Origin of the sequence: Streptomyces sp. NPDC004065 (assembly GCF_044903565.1) — a bacterium.
Taxonomy (GTDB): domain Bacteria; phylum Actinomycetota; class Actinomycetes; order Streptomycetales; family Streptomycetaceae; genus Streptomyces.
Window position 1 is genome coordinate 12,942 of the sequence record NZ_JBJDQT010000007.1, and the last position, 19,170, is coordinate 32,111.

Below are 19,170 nucleotides of genomic sequence, written 5' to 3' on the forward strand. Positions count from 1 at the left end.
CTGCCACGAGCCCCCCTGGAACGTCATGCAGATTCACGGCCTCCCGTATCCCGACCCGGGCGTGCCCGACGCACGCTCAGGTCCCCGGCTCCTGTGGTGGCTGGGACGGAACCAGCTGGACGGTCAGCTCAAGGCACTGGCCTGGGGACTGCTGCACTTCGCCGCCGTGTCCGCGCTGCCCTTCTGCGTCGGACTGGCCGTCCAGGCGGTCGTCGAGCGCTCCGGCGCACACCTCGCCACCGCCGGCGCGCTGCTGGCGCTGACCTGCGCCGGCATCGCCCTCGGCAGCACCTTCCTGCACCGCGCCGCGGTCACCAACTGGATCACCGCGGCCGCCCGCGTCCAGCAGTTGCTGGCCCGCAGGGCCGCCGAGTTGGGCTCCGCGCTCACCCGGCGGGTGGCCGCCGGCGAGGTGGTGGCCGTCTCCACCGGCGACGTGGAGCGGATCGGCTGGTTCGTCGAGGCGGTCTCCCGGTTCACCGCGGCGGCGCTCACCGTCGTGCTGGTCTGCGTCGCCCTGCTGCTGTACCAGCCGGAGCTCGGCGTGCTCGTCGCCGCCGGCGTCCCCGCGGTGGCGCTCGCGGTGCTGCCACTGCTGCCGCACGCGACCCGCCGGGCCGACGTCCAGCGGGAGAAGGCGGGCCGCGCCACCGAACTGGCCTCCGACACCGTGGCCGGACTGCGGGTGCTGCGCGGCATCGGCGGCGAGGAGCTGTTCCTCGACCGCTACCGCCGCGCCTCCCAGGACGTGCGGCAGGCCGCCGTCCGCAGCGCCCGCATGTGGTCCCTGATCTCCGCCGTCCAGGTACTGCTGCCGGGCCTGCTGCTGGTCGCGGTCGTCTGGTACGGCGTGCGCCTGGCCCTCGAGGGACGCGTCACCGTGGGCGAACTGGTCACCGTCTACAGCTCCGTCATGGTCCTCACCTACCCGCTGCGGCACTTCGAGGAGATCGCCATGGCGTACTCCTTCTCGCGCCCGTCCGCGAAACGTGCCGCCCGGGTGCTGTCGCTGGAACGCCCTACGGCCACCACCGGCGTCCGCGCGGCGAGGACCCCGTCCGGTGACCTGTACGACCCGGCGACCGGTCTGCTGGCGCCCGCCGGGCTGCTGACCGCCGTGGTGTGCGGCGACCCGGACGCGGCGGGCCGGCTGGCCGAACGGCTCGGCGGGCACCCCGCCGAACCGGGCCCGTCGGTCCTGCTGGGCGGCGTACCGCTCGACGAACTCCCCCTCGCCGACGCCCGGAAGGCCGTCCTGGTCCAGGACAAGGACCCGGTGCTGCTGTCCGGAACGCTGCGCGAACTGCTCGACGTGCCCGCCTCGGGGAAGGTCCGCGCGCCGGACGCGCTGGCCGCCGCGCAGTGCGGGGACGTGCTCGAGGCGCTCGCCCAGACCTCGCTCGGGGCCGGCGACCCGATGGACGCCCGGATCACCGAGCGGGGCCGGTCGCTGTCCGGCGGCCAGCGCCAGCGCCTCGCCCTGGCCCGGTCCCTGATCACCGACCCGGAGGTGCTCGTCCTCGACGAGCCGACCTCCGCGGTCGACTCGCACACCGAGGCACGCATCGCCGGCGGCCTGACGGGACTGCGCACCGGGCGCACCACCGTGGTGTTCACCTCCTCACCGCTGCTGCTGGACCACGCCCACCGGGTCCTGCTGGTGCACGACGGCACGGTCGCGGCCGTCGGTGCGCACCGTGAACTCCTGCGCACCGACGCCCGGTACCGGTCAGTGGTCACCCGGGAGACCGACGAGGAGCGCGCCCTGAGCGGCGTACCCGACGGCGGCCGGGCGGGCCACGGCCCCGCCGGCGACGTTCTGGACGGCGAGGCGGCCCTGCGGGGCACGCTGCGGGAGATCGAGGAGACGGCATGATCGGTGTGGCCCCGCCCGCCCACGACCCGGCGGCCCCGACGACGGCGAGCACCCTGCCCGTCGGCGCCCCCGCGACCGTGCGCGCCTATGTGACCGAACTGCTGCGCCGCCACCGGCGCGCCTTCCTGCTCCTGGTCGCCGTCAACACGCTCGCGGTGCTCGCCTCCATGGCGGGCCCCTGGCTGCTGGGCGATCTCGTCGCGCGGCTGTCGAGCGGGGCGCGGGAGCTGCACGCCGGCCGGACCGTCGCGCTGTTCGTGCTCGCGCTGCTCCTCCAGGCCGGCTTCGTCCACCAGGTCCGGCTGCGCGGCGCGATGCTGGGCGAGCGGATGCTGGCGGACCTGCGCGAGGACTTCCTCGTGCGCTCGGTGGGGCTGCCGCCGGGCGTGCTGGAGCGGGCGGGCACCGGCGACCTGCTCTCCCGCATCACCACCGACGTCGACCGGCTGTCCAACGCGATGCGCGAGGCCGTGCCGCAGCTGGTGATCGGGGTGGTGTGGGCGGCGCTGCTGCTCGGCGGACTGGTGGTCACCGCGCCGCCGCTGGCCGCGGCCGTGCTGCTCGCCGTGCCGGTGCTGGTGCTCGGCTGCCGCTGGTACTTCCGCCGGGCGCCGTCCGCCTACCGCTCGGAGGCGGCCGGCTACGCCGCCGTCGCCGCCGCGCTCGCCGAGACGGTCGACGCCGGACGCACCGTGGAGGCCCACCGCCTCGGCGACCGCCGGGTGGCCCTGTCGGACCGCCGGATCAAGGAGTGGACGGCCTGGGAGCGCTACACGCTGTGGCTGCGGTCGGTGCTCTTCCCCGTGGTCGACGTCACCCATGTGACCGTGCTGGGCTCCGTGCTGATGGCCGGCGGGGCGTTCGTCCTGCACGGGTGGGTGAGCATCGGCCAGCTGACGACGGGCGCGCTCATCGCCCAGATGCTCGTGGACCCGGTGGGGCTGATCCTGCGCTGGTACGACGAGCTGCAGGTGGCCCAGGTGTCGCTGGCCCGGCTGGTCGGCGTCCGCGACATCGAACCGGAGGCGGGGGACCCCGGCCTCACCCCCGCCGGGCGCGACGTCCACGCCGACCGGGTGCGCTTCGGCTACCGCGAGGGCGTCGACGTGCTGCGCCGGGTGTCGCTGCGGGTCGCGCCCGGCACCCGGCTCGCCCTGGTCGGCCCCTCCGGCGCCGGCAAGTCCACCCTGGGCCGGCTGCTCGCCGGGATCTACGCGCCCCGGCAGGGCCGGATCACCCTCGGCGGCGCCGAGCTGTCGCGGATGCCCGCCGAACGCGTCCGCTCCCACGTCGCCCTCGTCAACCAGGAGCACCACGTCTTCGTGGGCACCCTGCGCGACAACCTCCTGCTCGCCCTGCCCCACCCCCGGACCGGCTCGCCCGCGGACCCCGCGGCCGAGCCGGCGGACCCCGCGGGCGCCGTCGACGCCGTCGACGCGGAGCTGTGGGAGGCGCTGCGCGCGGTGGACGCCGACGGCTGGGCCCGCGCCCTGGAGGCCGGCCTCGGCACCGAGGTGGGCTCGGGCGGCCACGCCCTCACCCCCGCCCAGGCGCAGCAGGTCGCCCTGGCCCGCCTGGTCCTGGCCGACCCGCACACCCTGGTCCTGGACGAGGCCACCTCGCTCCTCGATCCCCGGGCGGCCCGGCACCTGGAGCGGTCCCTGGCCCGGGTCCTCGACGGCCGTACCGTCGTCGCCATCGCCCACCGGCTGCACACCGCCCACGACGCGGACGTCATCGCGGTCGTCGAGGACGGCCGGATCACCGAGATGGGCAGCCACGACGAACTGGTGACGGCGGACGGCGCCTACGCGGCGCTGTGGCGGTCCTGGCACGGGTGAGCCCGGGACGCCTGGGGCACCCGTGACCGCCGGCGACGCGGCGGTCGGATGCCCCGGCCGTGCCGTTGCGCGGTGCCGAACAGGGGTGGAAGGCTGGAATGAGGCAGCGGCTCGGGGAGCGCCCGGGAACCGTCCGGTTGGTGCCGGGTGACAGCCGTGCCCCGCGCACCGGCGGCCGCCCGCCGGCCGCGGTGAGAACGGGCCCGTCCCCACCACCTGGAGGTACCCGTGGACAGCGCCGACGGCTGGGGAGATGACGTCTACCAGCCCGATGACGACTCCGAGATCAAGGAGGACACGGGGGTCCTCGACTCGGAGGACACGCTGGAGTACGACGGTGTCGACGATCCCCTGGACCGTGGCTGGTCCCCTCCGGAGCGGCCGTGGGCGGTGGAGCACGTCGGCGTGACCGCCGCGGAGCGGCGGCGGGGCGAGTCCCTGGACCAGCGGCTCGCCGAGGAGCTGCCCGACCTCGCCGCGCCCGACGGCGACGGCATCGGTGACTGCACGGGCAGCGACGGGGAACTCCTGGACAACGAGGTCGGCGCCGCCCGCTCCGGCCGTCTGGTCGCGCCCGACGAGGGGGCGCACGAGGACGAGGAGAGCGCACTGGTCGCCAGTGACGTGGGCATCGACGGTGCCGCCGCCACCGCCGAGGAGGCAGCGATGCACGTCGTGGACGAGGACAGCCTGTAGAGCCGTCCCCGCAGGACGCCCGCCCGGGCCCCCTTCCCCGCCGCACAAGGAGCACCCATGCAGCAGGACAAGCACCCCGACTACCACCCCGTCGTCTTCCGGGACCGGGCCGCCGGCTACGCCTTCCTGACCCGGTCCACCGCCTCCAGCGAGCAGACCATCGAGTGGGACGACGGCAAGACGTACCCGGTCGTGGACGTGGAGATCTCCTCGGAGAGCCACCCCTTCTACACCGGCAAGGCCCGCACGGTGGACACCGAGGGCCGCGTCGCCCGCTTCGAGCGGCGCTACGGCGGCCAGGGTCCGGGCGGCGACGGAGCGGCCTGACCGGGTGAGCGCGCCGGCCGGACGCCTCAGATGACGTTGAGCGCCGCCGCGCAGCCCACACCGCCGAGCACCATGAACACCGGCATCAGCACCTTGAGCTCGACCCAGCTGCCCGCCCGGAACCGCATCATCTTCGGCGGGCCGACGGGGTACCAGCGCTTGCGGCCCACGGGTATCGGCCACAGGATCGGGCAGCCGGAGACCGTGAGCGCGTCCCCGATGTCGTGCACCAGCGCGCCCAGCACGATCGGCAGCCCCAGCCAGAGGTACTCCTGGCCAGGCGCCGTGAACAGCCAGTCCGAGCCGTTGCCGGGCTTGTCGAGGGTGCCGGCGAGGATCCACGCGGTCGTCGCGGCCAGCAGCCACACCAGGACGTCGCTGCTGGAGCCGCGGGCCGCCCGCCACAGCAGGCCCTCGATGGCCAGCACCATGTGCACGAAGAGGATCGCCAGGACCGCCCAGCGACCTCCGGTGATCGCGGCCACGGAGGTGCCCGCCCCGATCAGCACCGCCCACAGCCAGGTGTGCGTGAGCGTCCGGTGGCCGCCCGAACGGCGCGGGTCGCCCTGCTTGCGCGTCGCCTTGTAGACGGCGTAGGAGAGCTTGTCGACGATCTCGCACAGCCACCGCGAGACCGGTCCGAAGGCGCGCGAGATGGTGGCGGCCTTGTGGTCGAGGTCCGGTGCGAGCGCGGCGCCGGCGCAGATCAGCGCGCCGCACAGCAGCACCGGCCAGGGCATCGGGTGCCCGGCCGCCGCGGCCGCCGCTCCGACGCCCAGCCAGGCCGCGGCGCCCGACAGTGAGTGTGCTGGTCCCATCATGGCCGTTCCCCGCCCCATTCCTCGTGTGCCGCTGTCCAGTTGGCCGGTGGCTCCGATGCCGCGCCGGCGACACAGCGTAGCGGTCGTGATCTTCCGTCCGGCATCCGATTCCCGGCTCGGCGGCAAGGCCAGGCAAGATGGAGGCGTGACCCTCATCGATCAGCTGCCGCCGACCGCCGACCCCGACGCCCTGTACGAAGCCTTCGAGTCCTGGGCCCAGGAGCGCGGTCTCACCCTCTACCCGCACCAGGAGGAGGCGCTGATCGAGGTGGTCTCCGGCGCCAACGTGATCGTGTCGACGCCGACCGGCTCCGGCAAGAGCATGATCGCCGCCGGTGCGCACTTCGCCGCCCTGGCGCGGGACGAGGTCACCTTCTACACGGCTCCGATCAAGGCGCTGGTCTCGGAGAAGTTCTTCGAGCTGTGCAAGCTGTTCGGCACCGAGAACGTCGGCATGCTCACCGGTGACGCCTCCGTCAACGCCGACGCGCCCGTCATCTGCTGCACCGCCGAGGTGCTGGCGTCGATCGCCCTGCGCGACGGCAAGGACGCCGACGTCGGCCAGGTCGTGATGGACGAGTTCCACTTCTACGCGGAACCCGACCGCGGCTGGGCCTGGCAGATCCCGCTGCTGGAACTGCCGCAGGCGCAGTTCGTGCTGATGTCGGCCACGCTCGGCGACGTCTCCTTCTTCGAGAAGGACCTCACCCGCCGTACCGGCCGGCCCACCGCCGTGGTCCGTTCGGCGACGCGCCCGGTTCCGCTGTCCTACGAGTACCGCCGCACCCCACTGACCGAGACGCTCACCGACCTGCTGCAGGCCCGCCAGGCCCCCGTGTACATCGTGCACTTCACCCAGGCCCAGGCCGTGGAACGGGCCCAGGCGCTGATGAGCATCAACATGTGCTCGCGCGAGGAGAAGGAGCAGATCGCCGAGCTGATCGGCAATTTCCGCTTCACCACCAAGTTCGGCCGGAACCTGTCCCGTTACGTGCGCCACGGCATCGGCGTCCACCACGCCGGCATGCTGCCGAAGTACCGGCGTCTGGTGGAGAAGCTCGCCCAGGCCGGTCTGCTGAAGGTGATCTGCGGTACGGACACCCTCGGGGTGGGGGTCAACGTGCCCATCCGCACCGTGCTGTTCACAGCGCTCACCAAGTACGACGGCAGCCGGGTGCGCACCCTGCGGGCGCGCGAGTTCCACCAGATCGCCGGGCGCGCCGGCCGCGCGGGCTACGACACGGAGGGCTTCGTCGTCGCGCAGGCGCCCGAGCACGTCATCGAGAACGAGAAGGCGCTCGCCAAGGCGGGCGACGACCCGAAGAAGCGCCGCAAGGTCGTCCGCAAGAAGGCGCCGGAGGGCTTCGTCGCCTGGTCGGACACCACCTTCGAGAAGCTCATCGCCTCCGACCCGGAGCCGCTGACGTCCCGCTTCCGCGTCACGCACACGATGCTGCTGTCGGTGATCGCCCGCCCGGGCAACGCGTTCGAGGCGATGCGGCGCCTGCTGGAGGACAACCACGAGCCGCGCAAGCAGCAGTTGCGCCACATCAGGCGGGCGATCGCCATCTACCGCTCGCTGCTGGACGGCGGCATCGTGGAGAAGCTGGACCGGCCGGACGCCGAGGGTCGCATCGTCCGGCTCACGGTCGATCTCCAGCAGGACTTCGCGCTCAACCAGCCGCTGTCCACCTTCGCGCTCGCCGCGTTCGAACTGCTCGACCCGGAGTCGCCGTCCTACGCCCTGGACATGGTCTCCGTGGTGGAGTCCACGCTGGACGACCCCCGCCAGATCCTCGTGGCCCAGCAGAACAAGGCGCGCGGCGAGGCCGTGGCCGCGATGAAGGCCGACGGTGTCGAGTACGAGGAGCGCATGGAGCGCCTCCAGGACATCACCTACCCCAAGCCCCTGGAGGAGCTGCTCTTCCACGCGTACAACACGTACCGCAAGAGCCACCCCTGGGTCGGCGACCACCCGCTGTCGCCCAAGTCCGTGATCCGCGACATGTACGAGCGCGCGCTGTCGTTCACGGAGCTGGTCTCCTTCTACGAGCTGGCCCGCACCGAGGGCATCGTGCTGCGCTACCTGGCCGGCGCCTACAAGACCCTGGAGCACACCGTCCCGGACGACCTGAAGTCCGAGGACCTCCAGGATCTGATCGCCTGGCTCGGGGAGATGGTGCGGCAGGTCGACTCCAGCCTGCTCGACGAGTGGGAGCAGCTGGCCAACCCGGAGGAGGTGACCGCCGAGGAGGCCCAGGAGCGGGCCGACCAGGTCAAGCCGGTCACCGCCAACGCGCGTGCCTTCCGCGTCCTGGTGCGCAACGCGATGTTCCGCCGTGTCGAGCTCGCCGCGCTCGACCAGGTCGGGGAACTCGGCGAGCTGGACGGCGAGACCGGCTGGGACGCCGAGGCGTGGGGCGAGGCGATGGACAAGTACTGGGAGGAGTACGACGACCTCGGCACGGGTCCCGACGCCCGCGGCCCCAAGCTGCTGGTGATCGAGGAGGAACCGCAGCACGGGCTGTGGCGTGTGCGCCAGATCTTCGACGACCCGAACGGCGACCACGACTGGGGCATCAGCGCGGAGGTCGACCTGGCCGCCTCCGACGCCGAGGGCCGCGCGGTGGTCCGGGTGACCGACGTCGGCCAGCTGTGAGCCCCGGAGACGCCCAGCCATGACGAACCCCGCCGAAAGCCTCGTCGACCTGCTCGACCTGGAGCAGATCGAGGTCGACATCTTCCGCGGCCACAGCCCGCAGGAGTCCCTGCAGCGGGTCTTCGGCGGCCAGGTCGCCGGCCAGGCGCTGGTCGCCGCGGGCCGCACCACGGACGGCGAGCGCCCGGTCCACTCGCTGCACGCGTACTTCCTGCGCCCCGGCCGTCCGGGGGTGCCGATCGTGTACCAGGTGGAGCGGGTGCGCGACGGGCGGTCCTTCACGACCCGCCGGGTCACCGCGGTGCAGCAGGGCCGCACGATCTTCAATCTGACCGCCTCCTTCCACAAGCCCGAGCAGGGGAGTTTTGAACATCAGCTGCCGCCGGCCCGGAAGGTCCCGGACCCTGGGTCGCTGCCGACGGTGACGGACGAGGTCCGGGAGCATCTGGGCGCTCTGCCGGAGCAGTTGGAGCGCATGGCGCGCCGTCAGCCCTTCGACATCCGCTATGTCGACCGGCTGCGCTGGACCGCCGACGAGGTGCGCGGCGCCGAGCCGCGCAGCGCCGTGTGGATGCGCGCGGTGGGACCGCTCGGCGACGACCCGCTCGTGCACACCTGCGCGCTGACCTACGCGAGCGACATGACGCTGCTCGACGCGGTGCGGCTCCCGGTGGAGCCGCTGTGGGGGCCGCGGGGCTTCGACATGGCGTCGCTGGACCACGCCATGTGGTTCCACCGCCCGTTCCGCGCGGACGAGTGGTTCCTGTACGACCAGGAGTCCCCGATCGCGACCGGCGGCCGCGGTCTGGCCCGCGGGCGCATCTACGACGTCGAAGGGCGCCTGCTGGTGTCGGTGGTCCAGGAGGGGTTGTTCCGCGCGGTGTGACCGGCCGCCCCCGGCACGGCCGGGTGGACCGGCGCCCGCCCGGCTGGTTCAGGCGCCTGAGCCGAAGAACCTGCCCAGCAGGCCGCGGGTCCGCGCGGGGGCGGGCGCTCCGTGCGGGCGGGAGCGGAGCCCGGAGCGGCGGGCGCGCCCGGAGCGGTGGCCGTGAGCCGAGCGGCCCGGATGCCCGGACGGGGGTTCGGCCGGGACGGGAAGCGGGCGGGGCGCGGGACGCAGGGTCCGCGCCTCGCGCATCGCGCGGGCCAGGTCGGCGCGGAGCCGGGCCGTCTCGTCGGCGTCCTGCGCCGTCGTGATCCGCTCGAGGACGCGGGCGGCGGGTGAATCCGGTGCGGCCTGTGCGGGCGGACGCGGACGAAGCCGGTGGAGCTGGGCGTGCTCCCAGGGGTCCGCGGCGATGTCCGGGAGCTGGAGCGGGTCGAGCAGCGACGCGACGGCGGCCGCCCGCTCCCACGGATCGCCGGCCAGACGCAGCAGAGCGTCCAGACGCCGTCCGCGCCAGTTGCGGGCGCGCAGGTCGAGGCCCTCGTCCAGCTGGGCCCGCGCCGTTTCGGGCAGAGGGCGCTTGAGCAGGTCCGTGTTCTTCGCGTCGGCGGCGAACTCCCTCAGTTCGCCGGCCAGGTACAGCCAGACCACGGTCCGGTAGCGGTTCAGGTAGAAGCCGGCCGGTACCAGCAGCCCGAGGCGGGCGAGCCGGGTGAACCTGGCGGTGGCCACCCCCAGCATCTGCGCCCCTGCCTTGGTGCCCGCCATCTCCACCCGGCTGCGCAGGTCTTCGGGGAAGCCCTCCAGCCCGCGCAACCGCTCGATCTCCGCGCGGGCGACCCGCCGGACTCCTCCCCCTCCCCCTCCGCCTTCGCCTCCCCTTTCGCCTGCCCGTCCCCCTTGGCCTTCGCCGGGGACGGTGCGGACGTGGCCGAGCTGGACGGCCGTTTCGAACTCGCGCTTGCTCAGTCCCAGTTCCCGTGCCGCCCGGCTCTCGGTGAGTGCCGTCCCCGGACTCACCGCGGCCGGGCCGGCCGTGAACGTGTCCTGATGTGTGAGGGTGCCTGCGGACATGGTCTCTCCCCCGTGGAGTGCGGCTCGCGCCGGGTGCGCTCGCCTGCGAAAAACCGTAGACGCTCGCGCGACATCCGGCCCGGGCCTGTGGATAACTCCTCGGAGAGTGAAAAAAGGGCAGGTCAGAGCTCTGTGGGCGACGGCCCCTCGGGGCGGCGGGCGTCCACGTCGAGGTGCTCGCCGACCCGGTTCACGAGCAGGGTCATCTCGTAGGCGATCCGGCCTATGTCGGCCTGCGCCCCGCTGAGCACGCACAGGCAGCTGCCCGCACCGGCGGCCGTGACGAACAGCACCGCGTCGTCGAACTCGACCATCGTCTGGCGCACCCGGCCGGCCCCGAAGTGGTGCCCCGACCCCTTGGCCAGGCTGTGCAGTCCGGAGGAGACGGCGGCCAGGTGCTCCGCGTCCTCGCGCCGCAATCCCGTACTGGCACCGGTGACAAGGCCGTCGTTGGACAGGACCAGGGCGTGGCGTACGTGTTCCACCCGCTCCGTCAGGTCGTCGAGCAGCCAGCCCAGTGTCTGGTTCTGCGCCATGATGCGGTCTCCCCGTGTGACGTCTTCCCCATGCCCGGAGGGTCTCCCGCCAGCCTTCCCCACGGCCGCGGTCCGGGCAAGGAGGATGATGGCATGGCACAGAAGATGACCGATGAGGAATGGCGGGCGTTCGTCTCGGACGGCACCCGCACCGCCAAGCTGTCGACGGTACGCCCCGACGGGAGTCCGCATGTCGCACCGGTCTGGTTCCTGCTCGACGGGGACGACGTGGTGTTCAACACCGGCGCCGGCACGGTGAAGGGCCGCAACCTGGCCCAGGACGGCCGGGCGGCCCTGTGCGTGGACGACGACCGGCCGCCGTTCTCGTTCGTGGTGCTGGAGGGCCGCGCCCGGCTGTCCGAGGACCTGGACGAGGTGCGGCACTGGGCCGCCCGCATCGCAGGCCGCTACATGGGCGAGGACCGGGCCGAGGAGTTCGGCGCGCGCAACGGCGTCCCCGGTGAACTCCTGGTGCGGGTCCGGGTCGAGAAGGTGGTGGCCGTCAGGGACCTCGCCGAGTGAGCGGAGCGGCGCGCCCGCCCGGGTGGCCGCTCCCCGTCGCTCCGGTCCTTTCCCTGCCCCGGTCCTTTCCCTGCCCCGGTCCTCCCCTCGCGCCGGTCCTCCCTTCGCCCCGTCCTCCCTGGGTGCCGGCCGGTGCGTCAGCCGACGGAGTCGAGCAGCCGGGCGGTGTGCATCCGCCCGGCGTACTCGACCAGCCGGATCAGCACCTCCTTGCCCGAGTCCCGGTCCCGGGCGTCGCACGGGACCACGGGTGTCCCCGGGTCCAGGTCCAGGGCCTCCAGCACGTCGTCGGCGCGATGGGCGCGCGCGCCCGCGAAGCGGTTGACGGCCACCACGAACGGAATGCGGCGGTGCTCGAAGTAGTCGACCGCGGGGAAGCAGTCCTCCAGCCGCCGGGTGTCCGCGAGGACCACGGCGCCCAGCGCCCCTCGCGCCAGGTCGTCCCAGAGGAACCAGAACCGGTCCTGGCCCGGCGTGCCGAAGAGGTAGAGGGACAGGTCGGAGCGGATGCTGATGCGCCCGAAGTCCATGGCGACGGTGGTGACGGTCTTGTGCCCCACCCCTTCGGTGTCGTCCACCAGCCGTCCGGCCTCGCTCAGCCGCTCCTCGGTGCGCAGCGGCCGGATCTCGCTGACCGCGCCGACCAGGGTGGTCTTGCCCACGCCGAACCCGCCGGCGACGAGAATCTTCAACGCGAGGTTCGCCGTCTCGCCGGCCTGCGCGTGCGCCGTCGCGTCGGAGTGCTCGAAGACCATGGATCACTTCTCTCGAAAGGGGCGGCACGGATTCGCGCCGGTCCGGGTCCGCCGCGCACCGGTGCGCCGTTCTCGGGCAGCCCGTGCACAGGGACGCTGAGTGCGGTGTGCGGAGCGCGAAGTCAGCATGATGACAAGTACGGCACTCGTTCGGGGGATTCGACCGTTATTTCTCCGATGCGGCCTCTGGGCGTCCGTTCCATGGCCGAACCGGTGCGCAAGGGGCACACCGGTGTTCGCGGCCACACCGACAGGCCCGGTGAGGAATCATGCGGAGCATGAGCGACGACCACACGCATGTGCAGGAGTTCTTCACCGCCCGGGCCGCCGACTGGGACAGCAGGTTCCCCGACGACGGACCCGCCTACGCCGCCGCCGTCGCCGAACTCGGGCTGCGCGAGGGCGACCGTGTGCTCGACGCGGGCTGCGGCACCGGGCGGGCGCTTCCGCCGCTGCGGGCGGCCGTGGGCCGCTCCGGTGTCGTCGTGGGCGCGGATCTGACCCCGGCCATGCTGCGGGAGGCCGTGCGGGCGGGCCGGGACCGGGACGGGCTGCTGCTGCGCGCCGACGTCTCGGCGCTGCCGCTGAGGTCCGGGTCGCTGGACGCCGTGTTCGCCGCCGGGCTCATCGCCCACCTGCCCCGTCCGGCGGACGACCTGCGGGAGTTGCGCCGCGTGGTGCGGCGCGGCGGGACCCTCGCGCTGTTCCATCCGATCGGCCGGGCGGCGCTCGCGGCGCGTCAGGGACGCCGGATCACCCCGGACGACCTGCGTGCGGAGGCGAACCTCCGCCCGCTGCTGGCCGGTTCGGGGTGGCGCATGACGTCGTACGTCGACGAGGACGCCCGCTTCCTGGCGCTGGCCGTGCGAGAGGACTGACGGCGAGAGGACTGACGACGAGAGGACCCGCGCGTCCGCCTCACGGCAGGGGGCCGCCGGCCGGTTCCCCGCCCCGCCGTACCGGGCAGCCGCGGAGGCCGGGCACCGGCCAGGTCCCCAGGTCGGCCACGCGATAGCCGTTCGGGTAGCTCTTGATCTCCCAATTCTGCCGCGCGAAATGCGGCGAACGGCGCGGCGGCAGCAGGCGCACGACGCGTCCCCGGGCCCGGACCGCGCGGCGCACGAGCGTCCGGGTGAGCGGGCCGGGGGGCTCGTAGCGGAAGGCGCGCAGCAGCGGCTCGTCGAGCAGGGACAGGGTGGCGCGGCGCAGGACGGGGGCGAGGGGGCGCGGGTACCAGGAGGCCATCAGGTCGAGGGTGGCGTCGGAGACCCGCCGGGCCTGCTCGTCCCAGCCGAAGTGGGCCGCCTCGTAGGCGTCGAGGTGGGCCTCGAACTCCTCGTACGACTCGGGGATGTCCTTGATTCCCATGTGCCGGCCGAGGGTGCGGTAGTGGACGGTGGACGCGACGATCTCGTGCCGGGAGAGCCGGCGCCACCCGTAGGCGTCGATCCAGCGCCTGGGCATCACCACGAAGGTGCACAGGACGTAGCGCATCTCGTCGTCGCCGATGTCGTAGCCGCGGTGCATGTGGTTGATGCGGCGGATCGCGGTGCGGGCCTGCGGGCTGCCGAATCCGTGCTCCACGATGGTGTCGAGGAGGAGCGAGGTGTCGTCGTAGCGCTTCTGCGGGCGGTCGGTGAGTTCCGCGGTCTCGGCGAGCAGCCGGCCGATGCCCGGGACGGCGTAGGTGCGGTAGAGGGCCAGTTCGAGTGCCCTGGTGATGTCCCACGGGAACTCGTAGGCGGCCGTGAGCCGGTAGATCTCCGAGGCCTGCCGCACCGGGTCCATGCGGCGGATCCGCTCGAGCCGTTCGAACCGCTTGGCCACGTCGTCCCCCTTCTGTCGTCAGCGTTGCAACTCTACGTTGAGTGGCAGCACATGAACGCTCCGCGTCGGCAGTCAAGGGGGAAGGTGTCCGCATGTTCGGCAGACTCCGCACGTCCTTCGCCAAAGTCGCCGTCTCCGTCCGCGGGAAGGCGGACGGCGGCCGTGACCAGCGCACGCCCAACCTGTTCGAGGCCGCCGCGGCCTATGTGTCGGCCTGCGCGGAGGACGACCAGGACCGGATCGACGAGGCCGCGGCCTGGGTGTCGCCCGAGGCGCTCTCGTTCGGGGTGAACGAGCTGGCGTGCCGTGCCGTGATCGCCCTCGCCCGGGAGCGCGACGAGTCGCCGCGGGCGGTGGCGCGGGCGCTGCTGGGGCTGCCGGTGGTGTGAGGTGGTCGGCGCCGTACGGTCGTTTCGCCCCCGTCCAGGTGGAAAACTGCAGGTCCGGCCGGTCACACGAGTCGTGACAACCGCCTTCCACTCGCACTAGGGTGCGCGCCGATGGACGAACCGATGGGGAGGCACGAATGGCCGGGACGGACGAGGACGCCGTCGCCGCCGCGGACGACGCGCTCTATGTGCTCACGGCGGTGCTGCTGACGCCGGCGCAGTTCCCGAGCGTGCTGGGCGACGACTATCCGGAGGCCTGCGCGGCGCTCGGTCTGGCGCCGCTGGCCGACGGATACGGCCTGGTGCTGGGTCAGGACGGCGAGGGCGCGCGGTGGACGGTCGTGGTCGACGACGTGTCCCTGGTCGCCGTGGCGATCGCGTCCTGGGACTGCGGCATGGAGTACGACCTGTCGCCCGACGAGCGCTCGGTCGTCGCCGCCCTGCCCGGCTGGCCCCTCGCGGTCGCGGTCGCGGCGCCCGGGGTGCCCGCGCCGCACGACCCGGCCCCCGACGCGGCGGACGGGCCGCGGCTGACACCGCCGGACACCAGCGTCTGGGGGCCGGCCCAGCGCCGGCTCGGCGCGGACGAGATCGCCTTGCAGTGGGCGGTGTGGCGGGAGCAGATCGACGACTCCTCCTTCATCGCTCCGGGCGGCGGCGCCCGGTCCGGCGAGACCTCGCCGGACGGTGCGGAGCAGGCGGGCACCCCGGGTGCGTCGGGCACGTCCGCCGGACCCGGTGACGAGGCGGCCCCGAAGCACCGCGGCATCCGGCGTGTCCTGGCCGAGGCCCGCGGGTACGTGGACTCGCCGCCGCCACTGGGCAGGGTCAGGTCCTCGTTCGCGCCGGGCGACGCGCGGACGCTGCGGGCGGACGGTCCCGGCTGGTCGATGGTGGCCCGCACCGACGACATCGCCTTCGTGCTCCTGGACGAGGAGCCCGGCGAGGTCCTGCCCATCGGGCGGGGTCCGGAGCTGCCCGGCCTGCTGGAGGCGCTCGACAAGCTGGCGGTACGCCCGCTCTGAGTGCCCGGCGGCGCGTGCCGTGCTTCCAGTGAACGGGTCGTGGCCTGCGCGGCATGTTCTTCCTCCCTATGCCGGGTCCGCTCTCCATGTGGTGCCACCCCATGGATGACGCGGTGTCACCCCAGCACGATGGGGCGCTGCGGACTCCGCGGTCGTGCGGAGCCCCCGTCCCGTCCTGCCCTGGAGGCTGTCATGCGCCTGTCGCTAGGTGTCCCGCCCGTCGCCGCCGCCGTGATGGCCGCGATCGTGCTGTCGCCGTCCCCGTCCTCGGCCGCGGCCGGGGCAGAGGACGGGGACGGGGCGCACTGCGTCCACCAGGAGCGGTTGCGAGTGCCGGGCGCCGCCTTCCAGCGGACGGCCTGCCTGCCCGATCTGACGACCACCGGGCTCGCCGGGACGCCGTACACGGACACCGCGGACCAGGCGGGGCTCACCGCCCGGGACACCCACACGCCCTCCGGGGTGCCGGGCGTGCAGATCGACGGCTACTTCCCGGACTCCTCCGGCTTCAACACCACGCACGGCTGGAACCACGACGCGCAGTACGTGATCCGGCTGCCCGACCACTGGAACGGCGGACTGGTGGTCACCGGAGCGCCCGGCACGCGCAAGCAGTACGCGACGGACAAGGCGATCTCCGACCAGGTGCTGGCCCGGGGCTTCGCCTACGCCGCCACCGACAAGGGCAACAGCTCGGCCGACTTCTACCGCGACGGCACCCGGCCCGGCGACGCGGTGGCGGAGTGGAACACACGCACGACCCAGCTCACGCGCGCGGCGAAACGCGCGGTCGCCCAGCGCTACGGCCACGCCCCGCGCCGCACCTACATGACCGGCATCTCCAACGGCGGCTACCTCACGCGCTGGCAGCTGGAGCACCACCCGGAGCTGTACGACGGCGGCGTCGACTGGGAGGGCGCGTTGTGGACCGACGGCGGCCCGAGTCTGCTGACCTCGCTGCCCACGGCGGTGGCGTGGACGCTGGGGAAGGCGGGCGCGGAGGACATGTACGCGGCCGGCTTCGCGCGCGGCTCGGAGTTCCTGTGGCCGTACCACGAGCAGGCGTACTGGGGGGTGACGCAGAAGATCTACCGGGCCGAGTTCGACCCCGCCTACGACACGGCCTGCCCCGGAGCCTCGGCCGGTACCACGCCCCAGCAGATCCTGTCCCCGTGCGCGTCCGACGGGGCGTACGACCTCGCCTCGCGTCCCGCGTCCGTCCACCGGGCGGTGGACCGGGTGGCGCTGACCGGGCGGATCGGCAGGCCCCTGTTCACCCTGCACGGCGATCTGGACACGCTGCTGCCCAAGGCGGCCGACTCGGACGTCTACACCCGCATGGTCGACGCCAGGGGCCGGGGCGCACTGCACCGGTACTACATGATCCAGGGCGGTACCCACGTGGACGGGTTGTACGACACCTACCCGGACCGGCTGCGGCCGATCCTGCCCTGCTACCGGTCGGCGTTCGACGCACTGGTGGCCTGGGTGGAGCGCGGCGTCCGCCCGCCCGCGGACCGGACCGTCGGCAGGCCCGCGGGCGGGGACGTGGTCGACTCGTGCGACCTGGCCGGGAGGGCGCCCGGGCGGTCGTGACTCAGCGGCCCAGCTCCTTGCGGGTGACGCGCCGCAGCCGGCGGCGCTGGGAGGGATCCAGCGCGAGGTACGCGGCGGCCGGGACTCCCAGCACGATCAGCAGGGCGGCCCACCAGGGCAGCCAGATCAGCAGGATGAGACCGACGGCCACACCACCTGCGGCGATCTTCGCGTTCTTCGACATCTGTCGCCTCCTTCGCGGCCACTGCCGCTCTCTGCCGTGAGAACGGTCCCACGCTCGTGGCGGTTCCGGACCCCGCCCGCAGACAGCCCTGAGTCTTCCCCGAGCCGGGCCGTGCGAGCCCCTTAGGGCGTTCCCCTAGGGGATGGGGGGTCGGGGGCGGTGGTCACAATCCGTCCGGGCCCGGCCTGCCCGGCCTGCCCGGCCCGTTCAGCCCTCGGCCCCACCGGTCCGCCCGGCCCGGTGGGATCGTCAGGGAAACGCGCCGTCGCCCAGGGAGGGCAGCAGCGACTCCAGGCCGCTGGGGATGCCGCTGGGCAGACCGGTCGGCAGGCCGGAGGGCAGAGAGGTCGGCAGGGAGGTGGGAAGCCGGGTCGGCAGTCCGGTGGGAAGGCTCAGCGTGGGACCCGGCAGCCGGCTCTCGCTCGGTCCGCCCCCGGCGGGCTCCTCGCCGTCCGGTGAGTCCCGGCCGGACAAGGCCATCACCAGGATGACCGCGACCGCACCGGCCGCCGCGATCAGGGTGAGGAGGACGAAGAGCGGACTGCGCCTTGGCGGCCGGGGCGGCGCGGGCGGCCCCGGCGGGACGGGCGGAACGGCCATGGCGTCCAGGGTGGCAGCCGGACCGCCGGGCACGCGACCCGCGCGCGGATACCGACCACGGCTCAGGCCGCGGACGGCGCGCTCCTGGACCGTTTCCGGCCATGGGCGGACGGAAGCGGTCGCGGACGGACACTCACGACGCGGACGGATGCGAACCGGCGCGGACGGACACTCACGACGCGGACGGACGCGAACCGGCGCGGACGGACACACGACGATCGGGGGGCACGCGCGCGTGCCCCCCGATCGCGCGGTCGGTGTCAGCCGCGCGCGCCCAGCAGGTGGTCCATCGCGAGCTGGTCGAGCCGCTCGAAGGCCATGCCGCGCGCGGCGGCGGCCTCCACGTCGAAGTCCTCGAAGGCCGAGCGGTCGGCGAGCAGCGCCTGCACGCCGTCCGCGGCGGTGGGCTGCGCCAGCTGGTCGAGCCGGGAGGCGCGCAGGGCCTCCCGCACCTCCGGGTCGGCCCGGAAGGCGGCGGCACGCTCCTTGAGGATCAGGTAGTTGCGCATGCAGCCGGCGGCCGAGGCCCACACGCCGTCCAGGTCCTCGGTCCGCGGCGGCTTGAAGTCGAAGTGGCGCGGGCCGTCGTAGCCGGCGCTCTCCAGCAGGTCGACGAGCCAGAAGGCGGCCCGCAGGTCACCGGCGCCGAACCGCAGGTCCTGGTCGTACTTGATGCCGGACTGGCCGTTGAGGTCGATGTGGAAGAGCTTGCCCGCCCACAGCGCCTGCGCGATGCCGTGCGGGAAGTTCAGCCCGGCCATCTGCTCGTGGCCCACCTCGGGGTTCACCCCGTACAGCTCCGGGCGCTCCAGGCGCTCGATGAAGGCCAGCGCGTGCCCGACGGTGGGCAGCAGGATGTCGCCGCGGGGCTCGTTCGGCTTCGGCTCGATGGCGAAGCGGATGTCGTAGCCCTGGGAGGTGACGTACTCGCCCAGGAGGTCGAACGCCTCCTTCATGCGGTCGAGGGCGGCGCGCACGTCCTTGGCGGCGCCGGACTCGGCGCCCTCCCGGCCGCCCCACGCCACGTACGTCCTCGCGCCGAGCTCCACCGCCAGGTCGATGTTGCGGATGGTCTTGCGCAGCGCGTAGCGGCGCACGTCGCGGTCGTTGGCGGTGAACGCGCCGTCCTTGAAGACGGGGTGGGTGAAGAGGTTCGTGGTGGCCATCGGCACGGTCATGCCCGTCGCGTCGAGGGCCTGCCGGAAGCGCTTGATGTGCGACTCGCGCTCGGTGTCCGAGGCCCCGAAGGGGATCAGGTCGTCGTCGTGGAAGGTCACTCCGTGGGCGCCGAGCTCCGCCAGGCGCTGCACCGTCTCGACCGGGTCGAGGGCGCGGCGCGTGGCGTCGCCGAACGGGTCCCGTCCCTGCCAGCCGACGGTCCACAGGCCGAAGGTGAACCTGTCCTCGGGGGTGGGCTGGTAGCTCATGCCGCGGCTCCTTGCTTACGACTATTTCGTCATGGCGATTTACAAATTAGTATGCCGACGCATCCCTGGGAAGGGACAAGAGGGTCCCGACCGGGCCGAGTCCCGGGGAGTCCCACCCGGGAGACCGGG

At 73.3% G+C, this 19,170-nt stretch carries 19 protein-coding genes; 11 read left to right on the top strand and 8 right to left on the bottom strand.

Annotated features, from left to right (window positions below; genetic code table 11):
- Window positions 1-25: 25 nt before the first annotated feature.
- The 4 genes from ACI2LW_RS10690 to ACI2LW_RS10705 all read left to right on the top strand — a co-directional run bounded on the left by ACI2LW_RS10690 (window position 26) and on the right by ACI2LW_RS10705 (window position 4,740).
- Entirely contained in the window at window positions 26-1,876 is a 1,851-nt protein-coding gene (locus ACI2LW_RS10690) for an ABC transporter transmembrane domain-containing protein (protein WP_404730829.1), read from the top strand.
- Window positions 1,873-3,717, top strand: a complete 1,845-nt coding sequence (locus tag ACI2LW_RS10695; protein WP_404730830.1) for an ABC transporter ATP-binding protein — start codon at window positions 1,873-1,875, stop codon at window positions 3,715-3,717. The genes ACI2LW_RS10690 and ACI2LW_RS10695 overlap by 4 nt, the downstream gene beginning before the upstream one ends.
- A 228-nt stretch (window positions 3,718-3,945) precedes the next feature.
- Window positions 3,946-4,413, top strand: a complete 468-nt coding sequence (locus ACI2LW_RS10700) for a DUF5709 domain-containing protein (RefSeq protein ID WP_404730831.1) — start codon at window positions 3,946-3,948, stop codon at window positions 4,411-4,413.
- 57 nt (window positions 4,414-4,470) lie between these two features.
- Window positions 4,471-4,740, top strand: coding sequence for a type B 50S ribosomal protein L31 (locus ACI2LW_RS10705; protein ID WP_404730832.1), 270 nt, complete (start codon window positions 4,471-4,473; stop codon window positions 4,738-4,740).
- Between the two features lie 26 nt (window positions 4,741-4,766).
- Here ACI2LW_RS10705 and ACI2LW_RS10710 read toward each other — a convergent pair whose 3' ends face one another.
- A complete protein-coding gene (locus ACI2LW_RS10710; protein ID WP_404730833.1) occupies window positions 4,767-5,561 on the bottom strand; it encodes a metal-dependent hydrolase in 795 nt (264 codons plus the stop codon).
- Window positions 5,562-5,706: 145 nt separating this feature from the next.
- Between ACI2LW_RS10710 and ACI2LW_RS10715 the strand changes: the two genes are divergently transcribed.
- Both ACI2LW_RS10715 and ACI2LW_RS10720 read left to right on the top strand, forming a co-directional pair.
- Window positions 5,707-8,220, top strand: coding sequence for a DEAD/DEAH box helicase (locus ACI2LW_RS10715; protein ID WP_404730834.1), 2,514 nt, complete (start codon window positions 5,707-5,709; stop codon window positions 8,218-8,220).
- A 19-nt stretch (window positions 8,221-8,239) separates the two neighbouring features.
- Entirely contained in the window at window positions 8,240-9,106 is an 867-nt protein-coding gene (locus ACI2LW_RS10720) for an acyl-CoA thioesterase (protein ID WP_404730835.1), read from the top strand.
- A 48-nt stretch (window positions 9,107-9,154) separates the two neighbouring features.
- Here the strand turns inward: ACI2LW_RS10720 and ACI2LW_RS10725 are convergent, their stop codons facing one another.
- Both ACI2LW_RS10725 and ACI2LW_RS10730 read right to left on the bottom strand, forming a co-directional pair.
- Entirely contained in the window at window positions 9,155-10,180 is a 1,026-nt protein-coding gene (locus ACI2LW_RS10725) for a DUF6397 family protein (RefSeq protein ID WP_404730836.1), read from the bottom strand.
- A gap of 122 nt (window positions 10,181-10,302) precedes the next feature.
- Entirely contained in the window at window positions 10,303-10,716 is a 414-nt protein-coding gene (locus tag ACI2LW_RS10730; protein ID WP_404730837.1) for a roadblock/LC7 domain-containing protein, read from the bottom strand.
- 93 nt (window positions 10,717-10,809) lie between these two features.
- On the opposite strand from ACI2LW_RS10730, the gene ACI2LW_RS10735 reads away from it, so the two are divergent.
- Window positions 10,810-11,238, top strand: a complete 429-nt coding sequence (locus tag ACI2LW_RS10735; protein ID WP_404730838.1) for a PPOX class F420-dependent oxidoreductase — start codon at window positions 10,810-10,812, stop codon at window positions 11,236-11,238.
- A gap of 137 nt (window positions 11,239-11,375) precedes the next feature.
- Here the strand turns inward: ACI2LW_RS10735 and ACI2LW_RS10740 are convergent, their stop codons facing one another.
- On the bottom strand, window positions 11,376-11,993 hold the full coding sequence (locus tag ACI2LW_RS10740; protein ID WP_404730839.1) for a GTP-binding protein: 618 nt from the start codon (window positions 11,991-11,993) through the stop codon (window positions 11,376-11,378).
- Between the two features lie 278 nt (window positions 11,994-12,271).
- On the opposite strand from ACI2LW_RS10740, the gene ACI2LW_RS10745 reads away from it, so the two are divergent.
- Window positions 12,272-12,871: a class I SAM-dependent methyltransferase gene (locus ACI2LW_RS10745; protein ID WP_404730840.1), complete on the top strand. Its 600-nt coding sequence runs from the start codon at window positions 12,272-12,274 to the stop codon at window positions 12,869-12,871.
- 40 nt (window positions 12,872-12,911) lie between these two features.
- Here ACI2LW_RS10745 and ACI2LW_RS10750 read toward each other — a convergent pair whose 3' ends face one another.
- On the bottom strand, window positions 12,912-13,781 hold the full coding sequence (locus tag ACI2LW_RS10750; RefSeq protein WP_404731001.1) for an oxygenase MpaB family protein: 870 nt from the start codon (window positions 13,779-13,781) through the stop codon (window positions 12,912-12,914).
- 131 nt (window positions 13,782-13,912) lie between these two features.
- Here ACI2LW_RS10750 and ACI2LW_RS10755 point away from each other — a divergent pair, with 131 nt between their 5' ends.
- The 3 genes from ACI2LW_RS10755 (at window position 13,913) to ACI2LW_RS10765 (ending at window position 16,830) form a co-directional block, all read left to right on the top strand.
- Entirely contained in the window at window positions 13,913-14,209 is a 297-nt protein-coding gene (locus tag ACI2LW_RS10755) for a hypothetical protein (RefSeq protein WP_404730841.1), read from the top strand.
- A gap of 137 nt (window positions 14,210-14,346) precedes the next feature.
- Window positions 14,347-15,234: a hypothetical protein gene (locus tag ACI2LW_RS10760; protein WP_404730842.1), complete on the top strand. Its 888-nt coding sequence runs from the start codon at window positions 14,347-14,349 to the stop codon at window positions 15,232-15,234.
- Window positions 15,235-15,426: 192 nt separating this feature from the next.
- Window positions 15,427-16,830, top strand: coding sequence for a tannase/feruloyl esterase family alpha/beta hydrolase (locus ACI2LW_RS10765; protein ID WP_404730843.1), 1,404 nt, complete (start codon window positions 15,427-15,429; stop codon window positions 16,828-16,830).
- A 1-nt stretch (window position 16,831) separates the two neighbouring features.
- On the opposite strand, the gene ACI2LW_RS10770 is transcribed toward ACI2LW_RS10765, so the two are convergent.
- The 3 genes from ACI2LW_RS10770 to xylA form a co-directional block, all read right to left on the bottom strand.
- Window positions 16,832-17,014, bottom strand: a complete 183-nt coding sequence (locus tag ACI2LW_RS10770) for a hypothetical protein (protein ID WP_112467663.1) — start codon at window positions 17,012-17,014, stop codon at window positions 16,832-16,834.
- A gap of 249 nt (window positions 17,015-17,263) precedes the next feature.
- Window positions 17,264-17,614: a hypothetical protein gene (locus ACI2LW_RS10775; protein ID WP_404730844.1), complete on the bottom strand. Its 351-nt coding sequence runs from the start codon at window positions 17,612-17,614 to the stop codon at window positions 17,264-17,266.
- Between the two features lie 260 nt (window positions 17,615-17,874).
- On the bottom strand, window positions 17,875-19,041 hold the full coding sequence (gene xylA / locus ACI2LW_RS10780; RefSeq protein WP_404730845.1) for a xylose isomerase: 1,167 nt from the start codon (window positions 19,039-19,041) through the stop codon (window positions 17,875-17,877).
- Window positions 19,042-19,170 lie beyond the last annotated feature (129 nt).

Excerpts from the sequence above, each read along its gene's own strand:
- ACI2LW_RS10705 (WP_404730832.1), top strand. The coding sequence starts at position 4,471 with ATGCAGCAGGACAAGCACCCCGACTACCACCCCGTCGTCTTCCGGGAC.
- ACI2LW_RS10770 (WP_112467663.1), bottom strand. The coding sequence starts at position 17,014 with ATGTCGAAGAACGCGAAGATCGCCGCAGGTGGTGTGGCCGTCGGTCTC.
- ACI2LW_RS10725 (WP_404730836.1), bottom strand. The coding sequence starts at position 10,180 with ATGTCCGCAGGCACCCTCACACATCAGGACACGTTCACGGCCGGCCCG.
- ACI2LW_RS10695 (WP_404730830.1), top strand. The coding sequence starts at position 1,873 with ATGATCGGTGTGGCCCCGCCCGCCCACGACCCGGCGGCCCCGACGACG.
- ACI2LW_RS10690 (WP_404730829.1), top strand. The coding sequence starts at position 26 with ATGCAGATTCACGGCCTCCCGTATCCCGACCCGGGCGTGCCCGACGCA.
- ACI2LW_RS10740 (WP_404730839.1), bottom strand. The coding sequence starts at position 11,993 with ATGGTCTTCGAGCACTCCGACGCGACGGCGCACGCGCAGGCCGGCGAG.
- ACI2LW_RS10760 (WP_404730842.1), top strand. The coding sequence starts at position 14,347 with ATGGCCGGGACGGACGAGGACGCCGTCGCCGCCGCGGACGACGCGCTC.
- ACI2LW_RS10755 (WP_404730841.1), top strand. The coding sequence starts at position 13,913 with ATGTTCGGCAGACTCCGCACGTCCTTCGCCAAAGTCGCCGTCTCCGTC.
- ACI2LW_RS10735 (WP_404730838.1), top strand. The coding sequence starts at position 10,810 with ATGGCACAGAAGATGACCGATGAGGAATGGCGGGCGTTCGTCTCGGAC.
- xylA (WP_404730845.1), bottom strand. The coding sequence starts at position 19,041 with ATGAGCTACCAGCCCACCCCCGAGGACAGGTTCACCTTCGGCCTGTGG.
- ACI2LW_RS10745 (WP_404730840.1), top strand. The coding sequence starts at position 12,272 with ATGAGCGACGACCACACGCATGTGCAGGAGTTCTTCACCGCCCGGGCC.
- ACI2LW_RS10730 (WP_404730837.1), bottom strand. The coding sequence starts at position 10,716 with ATGGCGCAGAACCAGACACTGGGCTGGCTGCTCGACGACCTGACGGAG.
- ACI2LW_RS10720 (WP_404730835.1), top strand. The coding sequence starts at position 8,240 with ATGACGAACCCCGCCGAAAGCCTCGTCGACCTGCTCGACCTGGAGCAG.
- ACI2LW_RS10775 (WP_404730844.1), bottom strand. The coding sequence starts at position 17,614 with ATGGCCGTTCCGCCCGTCCCGCCGGGGCCGCCCGCGCCGCCCCGGCCG.
- ACI2LW_RS10750 (WP_404731001.1), bottom strand. The coding sequence starts at position 13,781 with ATGGACCCGGTGCGGCAGGCCTCGGAGATCTACCGGCTCACGGCCGCC.
- ACI2LW_RS10765 (WP_404730843.1), top strand. The coding sequence starts at position 15,427 with ATGCGCCTGTCGCTAGGTGTCCCGCCCGTCGCCGCCGCCGTGATGGCC.
- ACI2LW_RS10710 (WP_404730833.1), bottom strand. The coding sequence starts at position 5,561 with ATGATGGGACCAGCACACTCACTGTCGGGCGCCGCGGCCTGGCTGGGC.